Here is a 16,537-nt window from a genome sequence, read left to right as displayed (position 1 = left end):
ACGCGGGGTCGAACGTCGCGTGTAAAAGATTGGAATTGCCGGAAACGACAACGGCGCGAAGCGTATCACACGCCCCGCGCCGTCGGCAGGTTTCCCGGCCAGCTGCCGGGATTCCCGAAGGCCGACTTACATGTTGCCTTCGATAAACAGGTAGGTCCGGTTCACGTTCGGGCGGTGCCAGTCATCGTAATGACGCAGATGCTTGAACTCTTCCAGATCCGCGAGTCGGTCCACCACCTCGCTCAGGGATTCCCAGTCTTCGATCCCCGCGCGCACTTCGCGCACCAGCAACTCAAGGTAATCACCGGTATCCTGGCGCGCCTCGGCCATATCCGTCGCGCGGCCATGACCCGGCACCACAATCTCCGGGTCAATGGACTCCAGGTGCCGGAAGGCCTCCAGCTTTTCCACCGGGTTGCTGAACGGATGAATCCCCAGCATGCGCTCGGTATAGACGATATCGCCGGTAAAGACGACGTCCTCGCCCGGCAGATGGACCATGATGTCACCCGGGAAATGGGCATCCCCGGCATAGATCAGCTCGAAGTCCACGCCGCCCACGCTCAGGGTGTACTCATCGGCATCCACGGGGTTCGGTGCCGGAACCGGCTCGGTGCCCTCCATCGCCTCCTCACCCACGGAGTTGGCCAGCGAGGCGATTTGCCCCTCGCCCCGTTCGGCCTGGGTACTCGCGGTCCGCTGGAGTGCCACCAGTTCCGCGCCCTGCTCGTGGAAGTACCCGTTCCCCAGCCAGCGATGGTCCTGCGAGCCTACGGAGATCACGTGCGTGATCGGCTTGTCGGTCACGCCGGCCATCGCCTTTTCCATGCGCTGGGCTACCTTGTAGCTCGGGCCCGAATCGATCAGCACCACGCCCTCGTCCGTGATCACAAAACCGGTGTTGTTGGTGAACCCCAGATTGACTGGCGTGCGGTTCTCGAGCGAGCCGTAGAAGTAATACACCCGCTCGGTCAGCTGGATCGGCTCCAGCACCTTTTCGATTGGTCGATCCAGCGGCTCGTCTTCCGCCTGCACCGCCATGCCGAGCCCCATCAGACCCAGCGCGAGAAACGCCGCCTGACCCTGGCGCAGAAGAATATTCAATGTCATGTAATTAACTCTCCTTGGGCCTGGCAGCGCACTCGGCGGACAGGCGAATCGATCCCGAAAGCCTTGAGACTTGAATCCCGCGACTCTCGTTCCAAACGCGCAGCTTAACGGACAACAGGAGTATATACGCACCTGCAGATACAGCAGTCGGTTCAACCCCTGCCGGCATGCCGGCGCCGCGAGCGAACCGCGGTCACGCCCCAGCGCGCCAGGAGCGGAAACACACCCGTCGCGACCAGGGACAGCAGCAGCACCGGCGACAGCAGCCCGTCCAGCCCTTGCAACTGCCCCAACTGCGTACCGGCATTGGCGAAAACGACCGTGGCCGGCAGCATGCCCACCAGCGACACCCAGAAATAGGTCCAGGTCCGGATCGGCAGGAGTCCCATCCCGGCATTCACCAGCAGGAACGGGAACACCGGAATCATCCGCAACGCGAAAAGATAGAACGCGCCCTCGCGGACGAAGCCTTCATTGATCCGCCCCAGCTGCCGCCCGTAACGCCGCTGCACCGCATCGCGCGCCAGCGCGCGGGCTGCCAGGAAGGTCAGCGTTGCGCCCAGCGTGGAGGCCAGTGACGACAGCAACGCCCCCCAGACCACCCCGAACAGGGCACCGCCCGCCAGGGTCATCACCACGATGCCCGGCACGGAAAACGCGGCGACCACCGCATACGCGACAAAGAACAACGCGGCCGTGGACAGGGGCCGTGCATCCCGCCACGCCTCCATCTCCCCGCGCGCGGCCCTCAGGCTCTCGAGGTCCAGCCCCGTTCCCACTCCGGCCAGCAGACAGACGCCGACCAGAGCCATCAGTGCGGCCAGCAGCCCCCAGTAGTAACGGTTCAAGCGCGGTTCCTCGCGTGCAGCTCGGCGAAACCATGCGCGGCAAACCCGTACACTGCAAGTATGAACACATCGCAACCGCATCCGTACGACGCACTGAAGCCCGGGGTGATCCTCGACGCGGTCGAGACCACCGGGCTGCGCTGCGACGGGCGCCTGCTGGCGCTGAACAGCTACGAGAACCGGGTCTACCAGGTCGGCATCGAGGACGCCACGCCGGTGATCGCCAAGTTCTACCGGCCCGGGCGCTGGTCGCCGGATGCCATCCGCGAGGAACATGCCTTCAGCCAGGAACTGGCCACGCGCGAGGTCCCGGTGGTCGCCCCGCTGGCGGACGATCGGGGCGAAACGCTGCACGAACACGCGGGCTTCCTGTTCGCCGTCTACCCGCGCTGCGGTGGCCGCGCGCCGGATCTGGAACAGCGCGAGACGCTGGTGCGCATTGGCCGCTTCATCGCGCGTATCCACGAGGTCGGGCGCGCCGACCGTTTTCGCGAGCGCCCGGTACTGGATCCCGTGCCACGTGGCGAGGAAGCGCGCCAGGCCGTGCTCGCCTCCGGCTATCTGCCACTGGAACTGGAATCGGTCTACCGCGACCTCAGCGCCGACCTGCTCCAGCGCATCCAGCGCACACTCGACAGCATTGGCCCGGTCCAGCAGCTGCGCCTGCATGGCGACACCCATCCCGGCAACATCCTGTGGACCGACGACGGGCCGCACTTCGTGGATCTGGACGATGCCTGCACCGGTCCGGCGATGCAGGATCTGTGGATGTTCCTGTCCGGCGAGCCCCCGGAGATGGCGTGGCAGATGCAGGCCCTGCTGGAGGGCTACGAGACCTTCGTGCCGCTGGATCGGCGCGAGCTTGGCCTGATCGCCCCGCTGCGCACCCTGCGCATCCTGCGGCATGCCGCCTGGCTGGCCCGCCGCGCCGACGACCCGGCCTTCATCGACGGCTTCCCGGTCTTCTACACCCCGCGCTACTGGGAAGACCACATCCTCACCCTGCGCGAGCAGGCCGCCGCCCTCGACGAGCCCGCCCTGGATCTCGGCTACTGACCCCTTGGCGCCGGGTCTCGCGCGCCAATTCAGGCCGAAACGGGCTCGGGACGGCTGCCCGGGATCGCGCCCAGGCCACGGTAGTGCTCCAGGAGCTGGCGGCCACTGGCGACCAGGTCATCGGTGACCTCCAGTTCGAAATCGCCAGCCACCCGACGGATCTGTTCGGCGCCCGTCGCCGGCGCCTCGAGCACACGCCACAGCAGGCGGGCACCGAGCGGATTCAGCTCGGCGAAGCGCACCCGCTCCTCGCCCGAGCGATAGGCCAGCAGATAGGTCGGGACCTCACCCGGCTGTTCCGGCTGGAACTCCGCCCCGATGCGATGCACCGGATACTCGTAGGCGAGCAGACGCGCGGTGGCGGAGAACACCGGGACCCCGGTCATCAGGTCGCCCGTGCGGTCGAGGTCCGCAGGGCGCGTATCCTCGGCGTAGACCAGTTCCGTCTCGACCCGCTCGTAATGGGCCAGCTCCGCCAGAAACGGCGGATCACCGGGCTGCCCCGAACGCTCGTCCGCCAGGTAGCGCACGAACTCCGCCGCCAGTTGCGGGAAGTACGGCGTCTCGCTGCCATGATCACGGTAGAAATCGCGTACCAGCTGTTCCCATGCGGCGGCTTCCAGCAACCCGCGCAAGACCGGAAACCCCCTGGCCAGCAGGTTCGCCACGTTGTTGAAGAACAGCCGCCGGTAGATCGCCAGGCGCCGGCTCTCGATGCCTTCCGGCGCCGGGTAGCGTTCGGGGTCGCGCAGATGCCGCGCGAATGCCGCCTGGATCTGCTGGAAGTCGGTCTCAGGCATGCAGGATACGCTCTTCCTGCCCTGCCCGCGCCTGGAGCTGCATATCGCGGATGCGGTTGGTCTCCGCCAGGAGCTCCTCCAGCGGCGGGAAATTGAAATCACGCTCGAGCAGCGTCGGCACCGGGCCGATGCGCGCGTAGGTCTCGCCCAGCAGATCCCAGACATCGCTGCAGATCGGCTGGCCATGGGTATCGACGCGCAGATCCGGCGCCTCGGCCTCGTGCCCCGCGATATGCAGATAGCGCACCCGCTCCAGGGGCATCGCGTCGAGAAACTCGGTCGGCGCGTAGCCGTGGTTGATGCTGTTGACGACCACGTTGTTCACGTCCAGCAGCAGGTCGCAGTCGGCCTCCTCCAGCACCGCGCGAACAAACGTGATCTCGTCGAGTTCGGCCCCCACCGGGGTGTAATACGAGACGTTCTCCAGGGCCATCCGGCGCCCGAGGATGTCCTGTACCTGACGTACGCGGTCGGCCACGTAGTGCACCGCCGCCTCGGTAAACGGGATCGGCATCAGGTCATACAGATGCCCCTGGCCATCGCCACAGGCCGAGAGATGCTCGCTGTAATCCTCGATCCCGTGAGTATCCAGGAAGGTCCGCAGGTCCTGCAGGAAGGTTCGGTCCAGCGGGCGCGGCCCGCCGATGTCGAGGGACAGCCCGTGGCAGACAAAGGGCTGGGCCTCGGTATATTCGCGAAAGATGCGCCCCAGGCGTCCGCCCAGGTGCATCCAGTTCTCCGGCGCCGCCTCGAAGAAGCCCAGGCGTTCCGTCGCCTCCGGGGCCTCGGCCAGCGGGCCCAGAAGGGCCCGCCGCAAACCGAGCCCGGCACCGCTGACGCGGGCCGGGTTGACGGGCCTGACGCTCCTAGCCGCCACAGGTCCCCTCTCCACAGGCCCCTTCGGAATCCTTGTCGTCGCCGGATCCGCCGCAGGTGCCTTCGCCACAGCTACCTTCGCTGTCCTTTCGTTCTCCGGCACCGCCGCAGGTACCTTCTCCGCAGGCCCCTTCGGCCAGCATCAGCGGCGACTGGCCACCCTGCTGATAGCCGTGGTTCAGGTCGGCCGATGCGAACACCGGGCTGGTGGCCATGGCCATACCGATCGCCGCGCTGCCGACGGCCCCGGCGAGGGTCTTGGTGGAAAACAGATCGTTCTTCATGATTTCACTCCTCGTCTTGCGATTATGGACCCTTGGCTTATAGACCCTTGGGTTATAGACCCTTGAGCTATAGAACCCGGCCCCGTTCAGTAATGGCTGCTCGCACAGCTCTTGGTGTTATCCCCTGCCCATCATCCTCCGACGGATGTAGTAGTCGATGCTGACATAGCGCCCCGCCCCCCAGAAGAACAGGACCAGCAGCATCACGAAAAAGGTCGCGGCCATCTCGATCCCGTTGTTGACGATGGCAAAGTTTCCGGTCTCGGTCAGCCAGTTATAGTTGCCATGTTCCTGCAGGATGGACTTGGCCCGGTCCAGGCGCATCTGCGCCTGTTCGATCCCGGAACAGTTGAACAGACACATCATCGGGTCGGAGATGCGCTGCCAGCCGTGTTCGAGATGCACGGTGACCGCCGCCACGACCATCGTGATCATCAGCGGGATGGAGAACCAGCGCGTGGCCAGCCCAAGCAGCAGCGCGATCGCGCCCAGCACCTCGGCATAGGCCGACAACAACACCATCAGATACGGGAACGGCATGCCCAGGCCCCAGTCCGCGTTGCCGAACCACATCACCACGCTTTCCTTCGGCAGCAGCCCGTCCAGCTTGTTGGTCCCCGCCATCCAGAAGATGGGGGCGAGGTAAAGCCGCAACAGCAAGGGCGCCAGGAAATCCGCGCCGCGCGTCCAGTCAAGCCAGCCCTGTATCCGTACCATCAAGTTTCCCGTCGCGCCCATGATGCCCTTCTCCATTTCGTCTGCTACTGGATGAAAGCCTAGACCGACCGCGTCGCCAGTACGCGGGGTCAGACACCGGCGTTTATGTTCGAGCGTCCAGATCCCCCCCTCATGGCCACAAAACGGCGGAAACCCGGGGCACAACGGTCTAAGGTGAATCCCAACCACAAGGGAAAAGGACGTTCAATGGATATCAGCCCGCACGAAGATGTGCTGTCGACGGTACTGGCGGCCTACAACCTGCGCGCGCGCATCGACACCAACCCGCGGCTGTGCGGGGAATGGCAGCTCAGCACCGCGGGTTCGGGGAATGCCAGCTTTCACCTGGTCGGCGAAGGCGGCTGCTATCTGCACATGGAGGATATGGCCCCCGTCTGGATGGAGGCCGGCGATCTGCTGTTGCTGCCCCACGACGACTGGCACCTGATGGCCAGCCGCGACACCGTGCCCGATCGGGACAACCACCTGACGCTGGTCGAGGGTGCGGATCCGCCGGACACCCCGGTCACGCAGCTCCTGTGCGGGCACTTCGAGTTCGATTCCGGCCGGCGCAACCCGATCCTGGCCGCTCTCCCCGACCACATCATCATCCGCCGTCGCGAATCGGGCGAACGCCTGGCGCATCTGGCGGATCTCATGAACATCGAACTCGCGGAGCGTTCCTCGGGCTACCGGCCGGTGCTGGATCGTCTGGCGGATACGCTGTTCGTGATGGCCGTGCGCCATCACATCTGCACCCAGCGCGAGCACTCGGAGGGATCCCTGATCGCGGCCCTGGCGGATGACCGCATCCGTCGCGCGCTGGATGCCCTGCACGCCCGGCCCGAGGCGAGCTGGACCCTGGAAGGCCTCGCCGGCGAGGCGGCCATGTCGCGCAGCAGCTTCGCCGAGCGCTTCCACACCCTGGTCGGGCAGACCCCCATCGACTACCTGACGCAGTGGCGCATGGTCCTGGCCGAGCGGCTGCTGCGCGATGGCCGCGAGTCGGTCGCCAGCGTGATGGACGCGGTGGGCTATACCTCGGAGGCGGCCTTTCGCAAGGCCTTCAAGCGGGTACACGGGTTCGGGCCGGGACGCCTCCGGCAACTGCTGCGCCGTCTGGGCTCCGGCCCGGCCTGAAGGCAGCCGTCAGAAGGTATTCGCGACGCTGGCCACGCCCGGTGCCCGCGAGCGGACCAGGCGTTCGACGACATTCTTGAGATCCAGCGTGGAACGCGGGCAGCCGACACAGGCTCCCTTCAACCGAACCCGCACGGTGCGCCCATCGAGTTCGACGAACTCGATATCGCCCCCGTCCTGCATCAGGATTCGCCGCGCCTCCTCGATCGCGGCGCGCACGGCGTCCTCGTCGATCGGACCGTCGGCGGGCACGTCCGCCGCCTCGCGCTGCGCATGGGTCTGGGCACGGTCCAGACGCAGCGCGAGTTCCGGGTCCAGCTCCTCGATCGCGTCGAGTTCCTCTTCACTGTAGACGTGATCGGGCTCGTCGCTCAGCAGATGCGAGACGTCCACCATCACCTGCGCATTGTCGGGTCCAGCCATGCTCGGGCCTCCGGGTACTCGGCTTTTGGCCAGTATAGCAACGCCCCGCTCCAGCCCAGCGCGAAGCCGCACCCGCCAGCCGGGATCCGCTTCCTCGCGCCCCGGAGGCCAGCGCAGGCGCATGCGCAAGCGGCGCAGGTCCTCCGGGTGCAACCGGCCCGCGTGCAGCCAGAGACGCCGGACCCGACCGGTCTCCGGGAGCCGGACCACCAGGATCACCATCCCGCGCAGCACCCGGGTATCGGGCAGGATCTCCACCCAGTCCACCCGCTCCTGGCGCAGTCCTTCGGCCGTGGCCAGCCACGTCGCGCCATCGGGCGTCTGGCCCAGCCAGTCCCAGGCCGGTGGCCGTGACCGCGCCTGCCATACCCACCCGGCCACCGCCAGTCCAAACACTGGCATGAGCGTCCACAACGGGCTGTACGTCAGCACGTACCCCACGACCGCCAGCAGCAGGAGGATCTGGCCCGCGAGCGCGAGCCGAGGAACAAGCGGATCAGGCCGGAGACGCAGCCTGAGCGGCGGCGCGGATCGCCGGGACAAGACGGGCTATCCCGTCGTCCACCGTGGTCTGGCGACCCATGACCACGTCCAGCAACACATTGTCGGGGTAGTCGAGCAGGCGCTCGAAGGCATCGCGACCCTCCTGGTCCAGTTGCGCATATCCCTGCGCGAGAAACTGCCCGAGCAGCCAGTCGTTCTCCAGCATGCCACGGCGGCAGCGCCAGCGGGTGCGGCTGTCGGGTTCCATCACCAAAACGCCCGTCCAGGCCCCTGGTAGGAGCCTGCTTGCAGGCGAAGCCCCTGCCCGCGTCTGGCTTTGGCGGGGGCATTCGCCTGCAAGCAGGCTCCCACGGGGGCCCGCTTGAGACGGTGCATGGCGCCGGTCACAGCGACTTCTTCAGCATGGTGCGGCGAATGTCGCTGATCGCCCGGCTCGGGTTCAGGCCCTTCGGGCAGACCTGGGTGCAGTTCATGATGGTGTGGCAGCGGTAGAGCTTCCAGGCATCGTCCAGCTGGGCCAGGCGGTGATCGGTGGCCTCGTCGCGGCTGTCCTGGATGAAGCGCGCGGCCTGCAGCAGTGCGGCCGGGCCGAGGAATTTGTCCGGATTCCACCAGTACGACGGGCAGGCGGCAGAACAGCAGCCGCACAGGATGCACTCGTACAGCCCGTCCAGTTCTTCACGATCCTCGGGGCTCTGCTTGCGCTCGACCTCGGGCTCCGGGCTGTCGTTGACCAGCCAGGGCTCGGCCTTGCGGTACTGGTCCCAGAAGTTGCCCATGTCCACGATCAGGTCGCGGATCACCGGCATCCCCGGGAACGGGCGCAGCGTGACCGGCGCTTCCAGATCCGCCAGCGGCGTGATGCAGGCTAGACCGTTCGTGCCGTTGATGTTCATGCCGTCCGAGCCGCAGACCCCGTGCTGACAGGAGCGGCGAAAGCCCAGGGAATCGTCCTGCTCCTTCAGCAACAGCAGCGCATCCAGCAGCATCATCCCCGGCTCGACCTGGTCGTCGGGCAGGGTGAAGCGCTGCATCTTCGGCAGCGTATCCGTCTCCGGGTTGAAGCGGTAGATCGAGAATTCCATCCGTACCTTCCTTCAGCGCCTGCTGATGCGGTTCGCGGCGCGAACCGCATCCCGCAGAGCGTTGCATTCCCGACAGGCCATCAGTACACGCGCTCCTTCGGCGGGAACGAGGCCACGGTGTTCGGCTGGGTGCGCACCGGCTTGTAGTCGAGGCTGTCGTCCGCCAGCGAGTACAGGCTGTGCTTGAGCCAGTGCTGGTCGTCGCGCTCGGGGAAGTCGATGCGCGAATGTGCCCCGCGGCTCTCCTCGCGCCCCAGCGCGGAGCGGATGGTCGCGATCGCGCAGTCCATCAGGTTCTCCAGCTCCATCGCCTCCACCCGTGCGGTGTTGAAGGTGGCCGAGTGGTCCGCGATCACTGCATGGTTCAGGCGCTCGCGCAGCGCGCGGACCTTCTCCACCCCCTCGCGCATCACCTGGTCGCTGCGGAATACCGAGCAGTGGTCCTCCATCACCTTGCGCAGTTCGCGCTTGAGCGGTTCGACCTGCTCGGCGGAGCCGTCGCCCGGGTCCTTGCGATCCCAGCGCGTCAGTCGCGCCATCGCCTGCTCCACGGCCGTCTCGTCCAGCGGGCGGTGGTAGCGGTTCTCGGCCAGGTACTCGAGGATGTGGTTCGCCGCTGCGCGGCCGAACACCAGGATATCCAGCAGCGAGTTACCGCCCAAGCGGTTGGCGCCATGAACCGAGACACAGGCGGCCTCCCCGGCCGCGTACAGCCCCGGCACCGGGTCCTCCGGGGTGTCCTTGACCGGCGCCACCACCTGGCCAAAGCGGTTGGTCGGGATCCCGCCCATGCTGTAGTGACAGGTCGGAAAGATCGGGATCGGCGCCTCGATCGGATCCACCCCGAGGAAGGTAATGCTCGTCTCGCGGATGCCCGGCAGACGCTGCATGATCGTGTCCGCGCCCAGATGGCGCAGATCCAGCAGCACATGGTCTGCGTTGCGCCCGCAGCCGCGGCCCTCGCGCACCTCGGTGGCGATGGAGCGGCTGACCACGTCGCGCGAGGCCAGGTCCTTGGCCCGCGGGGCGTAGCGCTCCATAAAGCGCTCGCCCTCGGAGTTGATCAGGAACCCGCCCTCGCCGCGCGCGCCCTCGGTAATCAGCATGCCGCGCCCGGCGATCCCGGTCGGGTGGAACTGCACGAACTCCATGTCCTCCAGCGGCACCCCGGCGCGCAGGGCCATCGCCATACCGTCGCCGGTATTGATCAGGGCGTTGGTGGTGGTGCGGAACAACTGCCCCGCCCCGCCGGTGGCGATCAGCGTGGTCTTCGCCTCGATCACGATCGGCTCGCCGGTCAGGATCTCGAAGGCCAGCACCCCGAGCACGAAGCCCTGCTCGTCGCGCAGCAGGTCCACCGCGAAGTACTCGTCGAAAAAGTGCGTACGCGCGCGCAGGTTCTGCTGGTACAGCGAGTGCAGAATGGCGTGCCCGGTGCGGTCAGCCGCCGCACAGGTGCGCGCCGCCTGGTCCTGGCCGAAGTTCTGGCTCTGCCCGCCGAATGCGCGCTGGTAGATATTGCCGTTGTCCAGGCGCGAGAACGGCACGCCGAAGTGGTCCAGCTCGTAGACCACCTTGGGCGCGGCGCGGCACATGTATTCGATTGCGTCCTGATCGCCCAGGTAGTCCGACCCCTTCACGGTGTCGAACATGTGCCAGTGCCAGGAGTCCGGCAGCACGTTGGCCAGCGCGGCGTTCACCCCGCCCTGCGCGGCCACCGTGTGCGAGCGCGTGGGAAACACCTTGGAGACCACCGCGACCTGGGCATCGCCGTTGGACAGCTGCAGCGCGGCGCGCAGGCCCGCGCCGCCGGCGCCGATGATCAGGGCGTCGAATTTGCGCCGTGCCACGTTCATGCCAGTCCCTTCATGCAAGCCCCGCTCGAATCAGAATGAATAACGCCCACAGGCCCGTCAGGAGCAACCCGCCGCCACCGAGCACGAACACCACAAGCCGTGCACCGGGGGCGTGCACGTAGTCCATCGCCACGTCGCGCAGGCCGATCCACGCATGCAGCCAGAGCAGCAACACGAACACGGCTGTCAGCAGCCCCACCACCGGGTGTCCCATCACCGCCAGCCAGGCCGCATGGTCCGCCGGCGCGGCCAGCACGAAGAACCCCAGGGCGAGAATTACGTACACGCCCACATAGACCGCCGTGATGCGCTGCAGCAGCCAGGCGCGCTGTCCGCTCAACAGCTTCACAGCACCAGCCCCAGCCAAACCAGCGCGGTGGCCAGAAGGCCGGCGTACAGCGCATCACGCGCCGTGCGCAGCGAGCCCTCGCGATCCTCCCCGATACCGAATTCCATCAGCAGGTAGCGAATGCCGGCGAACAGGTGATGCAGCAGCCACCACAGCCCGAGCGCCAGCGCCGCCAGGCCGAGCGGATGGTGGATGATCGCGATCACCTGTGCGAAGCCCGCGGGGCTGGCCAAGGAGCGGTCCAGCAGCCAAAGCAGCACGGGAATCGACAGAATCAGGAAGACGCCGGTAATCCGGTGCAGAATGGAGACCACGGCATTCAGCGGCAGTCGGATCTTGCGCAAATCCAGAAAGACGGGACGTCCCTGCCGAGTCATGCCACCCCCTTGAACAAAGATAAAGAATCCAGGGCTGACACCCTGTGAAAGGTTCGTCTACTATCGAGCCGCTTGGTTCAGCTTACCACCTCAATCCAGTGCAGCGCTGCCTTCCCGGGCGTCCCGGCCACCGATGGCGAATCGGTCCGGCGGCGCGCGGCGACGAGCACTGCCACAGGAGAATCCCGATGCGCGAAGACTGGAAACACCACTTGATCGACGCCGGCGCCGAGTTCGAGGAGGACGACCTCCTGCACTACGGCAACCCGGAGCGCGAGCGCCGCATGGCCGTCAACGGCGAGGTGATCTGCGACCTCTCCCACCGCGGTCTGCTGGAGGTGCGCGGCGACGACGCCACCGACTTCCTGCAGGGGCAGTTCGGCAACGACATCCACGCGGTGGACGCGCAGCACAGCCAGCTCTCCAGCTACTCCAGCCCCAAGGGGCGGGCCTATGCCGTGTTCCGCGTGCTGCGCACGGCGGACGGCTACCTGCTCGAGATGCCGGCGGACCGGATCGAGCCGGTCGCCAAGCGCCTGCAGATGTTCGTGCTGCGCGCGAACGTGATCATCGAGCACGCCGGGGACTCCCGCATCCACTTCGGCTTTTCCGGACCGGATGCCGAGAAGGAGCTGACCAACGCTCTGGGCGTGTGTCCCGGCGCGCCGGAAGAGGTGGTCGAGAAGAATGGCGTGACCGTCGTCCGGGTACCCGGAATGCACCCGCGCTTCGAACTGTTCGGCGAGATCGACGCCATGCGCCGCGCCTGGGACAGCCTGAACGTCCACGCGGCCCCGGTGGGCCCGCGTGACTGGGCACTGCTGGACATCCTTGCCGGCGTCCCGACGGTGGTGGAGGAAACCACCGAGATGTTCGTCCCGCAGATGCTGAACCTGCACGCCCTCGGCGCGATCAGTTTCGAGAAGGGCTGCTACCCGGGGCAGGAGGTGGTGGCGCGCATGCACTACCTCGGCAAGCTCAAGCGGCGCATGTTCCGCCTGGCCATCCATACCCAGACCCCGCCGCAACCCGGCTCGCCGGTCTTTCGCGCGGACGGCAAGCCGGAGCAGTCGGATGGCGAGATCGTCGCGGCCGAACTCCACCCGGACGGGCTCTACTCCGCCCTTGCGGTCGTGCAGGTGGCCGCCGCGGAAGGCGAGCTGCGCTGGGGTGCCCCGGATGGCGCAACGGCCGAGGTGGTCGATCTCCCCTACGCCGTCCCGGAAGGAGCCTGACGCATGCGCTTCCTGTTCTTCTTTTTCGTCCTCATCCTGCTGGCGCTGTGGGCGGCCTTCTTCAGCCGCCCCAACAACCCCACGCTGTCCAACTGGCTCTACGTGCTGGCCGGTGTGCTGGCCGTGCTGTTCCTGATCGGCTACCTGCGGCTCGACGGGGTCATATGAGTCCGCTCCGGGCCGGCCACGCCGGCCCGGTAGCGCATCACGACGCCAGGCGCGCCCGGGGATCCGCCACTGATTTGCCCAGGCAGGTCTCCAGTTCGCGCGCCCGCCGCGCGTGCCGCCCCGACAGGGCGAAGCCGGCGAGCCGTCCGTCGGCGTGATATTCCAGGTGGCGCCCGGCCCCATCGGCGCTGATCTCCACCCATTCCCCGGTATCCACCGGCGGCGGGCAGACATTCAACGGCAGGCTCCCCGTCTTGACCTGTACGACACCGGCATCCGGTCGGTAGACCGTCGCCTCGCCCGACAGGGTCCGCGCCAGCGCCGCCGCCTGGCCACGCAGGGACTCCACGTACGGGCGCAGCCGCCCCTCGAACTCGCAGCCATCGCCCAGGGCGAAGATCGCCGGATCGGTCGTGCGCAACAGCGCATCCACCTCGATCCCGCGGTCGCAGGACAGGCCCACGCGCTCCGCCAGGTCGCGCTGGGGCTCCAGGCCCAGCGCGGTGATCACCACCTCGGCCTCCAGTGTCGCTCCGTCATCCAGCACGAGGCGCCGTGTTGCATCCGTTACCGGTTCGATGCGCTCGACGGTGGCCTCGGTGTGCCACTGCACGCCATGATTCGCGAGTGCCTGCTGCAGGTCATCGCCCAGCGACCGGGGCAACAGCCCGGCCAGCGGCTGCGACGCACATTCGACGAGGTGCACGGGGTGGCCACCGGCCGCCAGGTCGTCCGCCAGTTCGCAGCCCACCAGACCTGCCCCGATGATGGCCACCCGGGTATGGGCAGGCGCGCCGCCACCGGCCTCCAGCGCCCCGCGCAGGGCCCGATAGTCCTCCAGCGTGTTCACGGCCAGGGGGGGCGTGGCGCCGCCGGGGAACGCCATCCTGCGCGGCCGGGCGCCAGTGGCCAGCACCAGCTGGCCGTACGGCACACCCCCGCGCGCTGTGATAAGGCGCTGCTGCGCACGGTGAATATCCAGCACCCGCACGAAGGGCATCAGGTCGATCCCGAGCCGCGCCGCCCGCGCCGATCCGGTCTCTTCGACCAGGTCCTCGACCGTGGTACCGTGCGCGAAGGCGTTGGAGATCCGCGGCTTGGTGTAGTAATCGCCCGAGTCGGCCGTCAGCAGGCGGATGGTCCGCCGCGGATCCCGCTCGCGCAGGGCCTCGGCCAGGGCCCAGCCGGCCATGCCGCCACCGACGATCACCACCGCATCCGGGTCGGCCATACCGCTCCCGGCACTCCAGGCCATCGCGGCGGCGCCCGCGTCCGCCGTTTCGGCGCGCGGTTCCAGCGCGGTGAAGTCGGCCTTGGTCACGTTGCAGTCGGGGCAGTACCAGTCGTCGGGGATATCCTCGAAGCGGGTCCCCGGCGCCAGGCCGGAATCCGGATCGCCCTTGGCCTCGTCGTAGATATAGCCGCAGACCTTGCAGATATAGCGCTTGAATGCGTCGGTTTCGGTACTCATCGCGCGGCCTCCACGGCGTCGAGAATGGCCTGCAGTTTCGGGTCCAGTTCGGATCCGATGGCCTCCAGGTCGGGGTTGGCCCACGGCGCGAACACCTCCCGCGCGGAACGCGTGCTGATACGCAGGATGTCGCCATCACCGGACACATGGATACGCAACGGGATGTCGATGCCCGCAGGCTTGCAGGCCTCCCAGACACGCACCGCGTAGCTCGGGTGAAAGACCTCGAGGATCTGATCGGTCGGCACCTCGACCCCAATCTTCGCGGCATTGGCCTGACCATTGATATGCGAGACCAGCTTCAGGCCCTGGGCATCGATCGCCGCCTTCAGGGTGTCGACGGCCGCCTCGGGATCCATTCGGGTAGTAATTTCCAGCATGGCGATTCCTTGATTCGGCCCGGGGCCCGGGGGCCCCGACCGTGGGTGGTGGTTTCAGTGCGCGTGGATGCGCGCAAGCTCCTTGCGCAGGTGCTTGATGGCCGGTGTCACGATGGCCACAAAGTACGACTCGCGCAGCTTGCGCTGGGCCGCCGCATCCGCCTTGTATCCGCGCGCCCCGCAGTGCAGCAGGGCCGACTGCGACGCGCGCAGGGACAGCTCGGACCCGGTCAGGCGCATCTGCAGCACGTCCGCGAAGAACCGCTCGGATTCGTCGAACGGCGTCTCGGCCAGCGCATAACAGGCCGCGCGCCCGTCCTCCAGGGCCTCTTCCAGTTCGCCGACCTGGTCGTCGAGATAGCCGTTTACGTGCGCCAGGGTCTCGTTGGCCTCGCGCATCGTGCGCAGGCAGCCGTCGATGAGCCCCAGCCCCATGCCCATCTGCAGCAGCACGAAGCCCGGACGGATCCGGCGGATGTACTCGGGGAGCGAGTCGGCCAGCACGTGGGCATCGGGCACGAATACGCGGTCGAAGTGGCAACCGAAGGTGCGCGACCCCTCCAGGGCCGTGAACTCGGGGCAGGCCGTCAGGCTGAAGCCGGGGTCGGCGCAGTTGATCAGCGCCATCACCGGGCGCGGGTTCGCGTCGGTGGTCCGGAAGATCGCGCCGAAGTAGTGATCCTCGCCCAGGTTGGACACCCAGGGCAGCGACCCGGAGACCACATAGCCCCCGTCCACGCGTTCGGCGGAGAGTTTCAGGTCCTCGATGTTGGCGAACCATTTCATCGGGTTGGACAGCGCGGTGGCGCCCAGCGCCTCGCCATTGGCCAGCTTCGGCAGCGCCTCGCGCTTGAGTGTGTCCGAGCTGCTGTTCTCCACGTACCAGGCGCAGGCGTTCTGGCACCAGGCCACGAACCCGGTGGTCATGCATTCGGCCGAGATCACCTCGGTGGCGCGGATCGCGCTGGCAATGTCGGTGGTGCCACTGGCGTTCTGGCTGGCAAGATGGCGGTTGAAGGCGCCGAGGCGGCCAGCCTCGCGCAGAAAATCCTCGGGGTACAGGCCTTCGCGGTCGATACGGGCGGTCAGTGGCGCGAGGTCGCGTTCCACCAGCGCCTGCAGCGCGGCGTCGGCATCCGCCGGCCCTGCGGCCGGCGACACCCCCGTCACGTCTTGAGTGCGGGTTTCGAGCATTGGGTTTTACTCCCGTAAAGATCCAGTAACCGGTTCAGGCCAGCTCGACGCTGACGTTGACCGGGTTGCGCATGGTGTTGGCGACCGGCGACCAGAAGTCGGCATGCGCCACCAGGTCCTTGAGCTGCTCCTCGCTGGCATCGCCTTCCAGGTGCGCCTTCACGCGGATGTCGGAGAAACCGAGGTGCTTGTTGACGTCGGTGTCGCCCACGCCCCATACGGCGGTCACGTTGATATCCCCTTCCAGAGTGAGTTCGAGCTTGGTCAGCGTGATGCCGCGGTCGATCGCGTTGGCGTGCATGCCCACCGACAGGCAGGCGCCCAGGCTGGCGAGAACGGCCTCGGAGGGATTCGGCGCGGTGTCGTCACCGAGCAGGTGCGGCGGCTCGTCGATTACGTGGGCATCCAGATCGCGCACGTAGGTCAGGTTGCGGAACTTGCCCTCGCAGACCGTGGTGGCCTTCAGGGTCACGATGCTTTCGGGGTTGGCCTTGCCCTTGGCGGCCAGGCCGTTCAGGCCGTCCTGGTCGATCGGCTCCAGGCCGTTGACGGTCAGGGAGGTGGTGGCTTCGGCTACGGACATGGTGATACTCCTCGCAGTTGGGATTCGTGGTTCCCCGGCGTTCGACCGGGTCGCCCATCCCGGTGCAGAAGCCGTGCCAAC

Annotated in this window: 20 protein-coding genes; 4 read left to right on the top strand and 16 right to left on the bottom strand. The window is 67.1% G+C overall.

Annotation, left to right across the window (positions count from 1 at the left end; genetic code table 11):
* Nucleotides 1-126 precede the first annotated feature (126 nt).
* Together F793_RS0109015 and F793_RS0109010 are read right to left on the bottom strand one after the other, a co-directional pair.
* On the bottom strand, nucleotides 127-1,110 hold the full coding sequence (locus tag F793_RS0109015) for an MBL fold metallo-hydrolase (RefSeq protein WP_018882380.1): 984 nt from the start codon (nucleotides 1,108-1,110) through the stop codon (nucleotides 127-129).
* 152 nt (nucleotides 1,111-1,262) lie between these two features.
* The gene (locus F793_RS0109010; RefSeq protein WP_018867317.1) at nucleotides 1,263-1,958 is read right to left on the bottom strand and encodes a TVP38/TMEM64 family protein; all 696 of its coding nucleotides are present in this window, start codon (nucleotides 1,956-1,958) and stop codon (nucleotides 1,263-1,265) included.
* Between the two features lie 60 nt (nucleotides 1,959-2,018).
* On the opposite strand from F793_RS0109010, the gene F793_RS0109005 reads away from it, so the two are divergent.
* Entirely contained in the window at nucleotides 2,019-3,014 is a 996-nt protein-coding gene (locus F793_RS0109005) for a serine/threonine protein kinase (RefSeq protein ID WP_026280872.1), read from the top strand.
* A 29-nt stretch (nucleotides 3,015-3,043) separates the two neighbouring features.
* Here the strand turns inward: F793_RS0109005 and F793_RS0109000 are convergent, their stop codons facing one another.
* The 4 genes from F793_RS0109000 to F793_RS0108985 form a co-directional block, all read right to left on the bottom strand.
* Nucleotides 3,044-3,814: a DUF2063 domain-containing protein gene (locus tag F793_RS0109000; RefSeq protein WP_018882382.1), complete on the bottom strand. Its 771-nt coding sequence runs from the start codon at nucleotides 3,812-3,814 to the stop codon at nucleotides 3,044-3,046.
* The gene (locus tag F793_RS0108995) at nucleotides 3,807-4,691 is read right to left on the bottom strand and encodes a DUF692 domain-containing protein (protein ID WP_026279281.1); all 885 of its coding nucleotides are present in this window, start codon (nucleotides 4,689-4,691) and stop codon (nucleotides 3,807-3,809) included. The genes F793_RS0109000 and F793_RS0108995 overlap by 8 nt, the downstream gene beginning before the upstream one ends.
* On the bottom strand, nucleotides 4,681-4,974 hold the full coding sequence (locus F793_RS0108990) for a hypothetical protein (RefSeq protein ID WP_018882383.1): 294 nt from the start codon (nucleotides 4,972-4,974) through the stop codon (nucleotides 4,681-4,683). Before F793_RS0108990 ends, F793_RS0108995 begins: the two co-directional genes overlap by 11 nt.
* A gap of 117 nt (nucleotides 4,975-5,091) precedes the next feature.
* Nucleotides 5,092-5,727: a DoxX family protein gene (locus F793_RS0108985; RefSeq protein ID WP_018878970.1), complete on the bottom strand. Its 636-nt coding sequence runs from the start codon at nucleotides 5,725-5,727 to the stop codon at nucleotides 5,092-5,094.
* A gap of 171 nt (nucleotides 5,728-5,898) precedes the next feature.
* Between F793_RS0108985 and F793_RS0108980 the strand changes: the two genes are divergently transcribed.
* Complete coding sequence (locus tag F793_RS0108980; protein WP_018882384.1) at nucleotides 5,899-6,831, top strand: AraC family transcriptional regulator; 933 nt, start codon at nucleotides 5,899-5,901, stop codon at nucleotides 6,829-6,831.
* A gap of 9 nt (nucleotides 6,832-6,840) precedes the next feature.
* Here F793_RS0108980 and F793_RS0108975 read toward each other — a convergent pair whose 3' ends face one another.
* From F793_RS0108975 to sdhC, 6 genes are all read right to left on the bottom strand, one after another.
* A complete protein-coding gene (locus F793_RS0108975) occupies nucleotides 6,841-7,797 on the bottom strand; it encodes a NifU family protein (protein ID WP_081618692.1) in 957 nt (318 codons plus the stop codon).
* Complete coding sequence (locus F793_RS0108970) at nucleotides 7,751-8,005, bottom strand: succinate dehydrogenase assembly factor 2 (protein WP_019592807.1); 255 nt, start codon at nucleotides 8,003-8,005, stop codon at nucleotides 7,751-7,753. Before F793_RS0108970 ends, F793_RS0108975 begins: the two co-directional genes overlap by 47 nt.
* Before the next feature lie 136 nt (nucleotides 8,006-8,141).
* Entirely contained in the window at nucleotides 8,142-8,843 is a 702-nt protein-coding gene (locus tag F793_RS0108965; RefSeq protein WP_018882387.1) for a succinate dehydrogenase iron-sulfur subunit, read from the bottom strand.
* 80 nt (nucleotides 8,844-8,923) lie between these two features.
* A complete protein-coding gene (sdhA, locus tag F793_RS0108960) occupies nucleotides 8,924-10,699 on the bottom strand; it encodes a succinate dehydrogenase flavoprotein subunit (RefSeq protein WP_018877839.1) in 1,776 nt (591 codons plus the stop codon).
* A 10-nt stretch (nucleotides 10,700-10,709) separates the two neighbouring features.
* Nucleotides 10,710-11,048 carry a succinate dehydrogenase, hydrophobic membrane anchor protein gene (sdhD, locus tag F793_RS0108955; protein WP_018867305.1) on the bottom strand — a complete coding sequence of 113 codons (339 nt, stop codon included), beginning with the start codon at nucleotides 11,046-11,048 and terminating at the stop codon, nucleotides 10,710-10,712.
* On the bottom strand, nucleotides 11,045-11,425 hold the full coding sequence (sdhC, locus tag F793_RS0108950; RefSeq protein ID WP_018867304.1) for a succinate dehydrogenase, cytochrome b556 subunit: 381 nt from the start codon (nucleotides 11,423-11,425) through the stop codon (nucleotides 11,045-11,047). The genes sdhD and sdhC overlap by 4 nt, the downstream gene beginning before the upstream one ends.
* Nucleotides 11,426-11,613: 188 nt before the next feature.
* Here sdhC and F793_RS0108945 point away from each other — a divergent pair, with 188 nt between their 5' ends.
* Complete coding sequence (locus F793_RS0108945; RefSeq protein WP_018878965.1) at nucleotides 11,614-12,660, top strand: folate-binding protein YgfZ; 1,047 nt, start codon at nucleotides 11,614-11,616, stop codon at nucleotides 12,658-12,660.
* A 3-nt stretch (nucleotides 12,661-12,663) separates the two neighbouring features.
* Nucleotides 12,664-12,828 (top strand): hypothetical protein, encoded by a 165-nt coding sequence (locus F793_RS14085; RefSeq protein WP_012983248.1) that lies wholly within the window; start codon nucleotides 12,664-12,666, stop codon nucleotides 12,826-12,828.
* Between the two features lie 37 nt (nucleotides 12,829-12,865).
* Here F793_RS14085 and F793_RS0108935 read toward each other — a convergent pair whose 3' ends face one another.
* The 4 genes from F793_RS0108935 to F793_RS0108920 are packed head-to-tail and all read right to left on the bottom strand — an operon-like array spanning nucleotide 12,866 to nucleotide 16,456.
* Complete coding sequence (locus tag F793_RS0108935) at nucleotides 12,866-14,299, bottom strand: FAD-dependent oxidoreductase (RefSeq protein WP_018882388.1); 1,434 nt, start codon at nucleotides 14,297-14,299, stop codon at nucleotides 12,866-12,868.
* On the bottom strand, nucleotides 14,296-14,679 hold the full coding sequence (locus F793_RS0108930) for a DUF302 domain-containing protein (protein ID WP_026280874.1): 384 nt from the start codon (nucleotides 14,677-14,679) through the stop codon (nucleotides 14,296-14,298). Before F793_RS0108930 ends, F793_RS0108935 begins: the two co-directional genes overlap by 4 nt.
* A 54-nt stretch (nucleotides 14,680-14,733) precedes the next feature.
* On the bottom strand, nucleotides 14,734-15,873 hold the full coding sequence (locus tag F793_RS0108925) for an acyl-CoA dehydrogenase family protein (RefSeq protein ID WP_018882390.1): 1,140 nt from the start codon (nucleotides 15,871-15,873) through the stop codon (nucleotides 14,734-14,736).
* Nucleotides 15,874-15,907: 34 nt separating this feature from the next.
* A complete protein-coding gene (locus F793_RS0108920; RefSeq protein ID WP_018867299.1) occupies nucleotides 15,908-16,456 on the bottom strand; it encodes an OsmC family protein in 549 nt (182 codons plus the stop codon).
* Nucleotides 16,457-16,537 lie beyond the last annotated feature (81 nt).

The organism is Thioalkalivibrio sp. ALE22, assembly GCF_000381445.1.
Lineage (GTDB): Bacteria > Pseudomonadota > Gammaproteobacteria > Ectothiorhodospirales > Ectothiorhodospiraceae > Thioalkalivibrio.
Note: the sequence above shows the minus strand (reverse complement) of the source record. Positions and strands in the feature narration are given on the sequence as shown.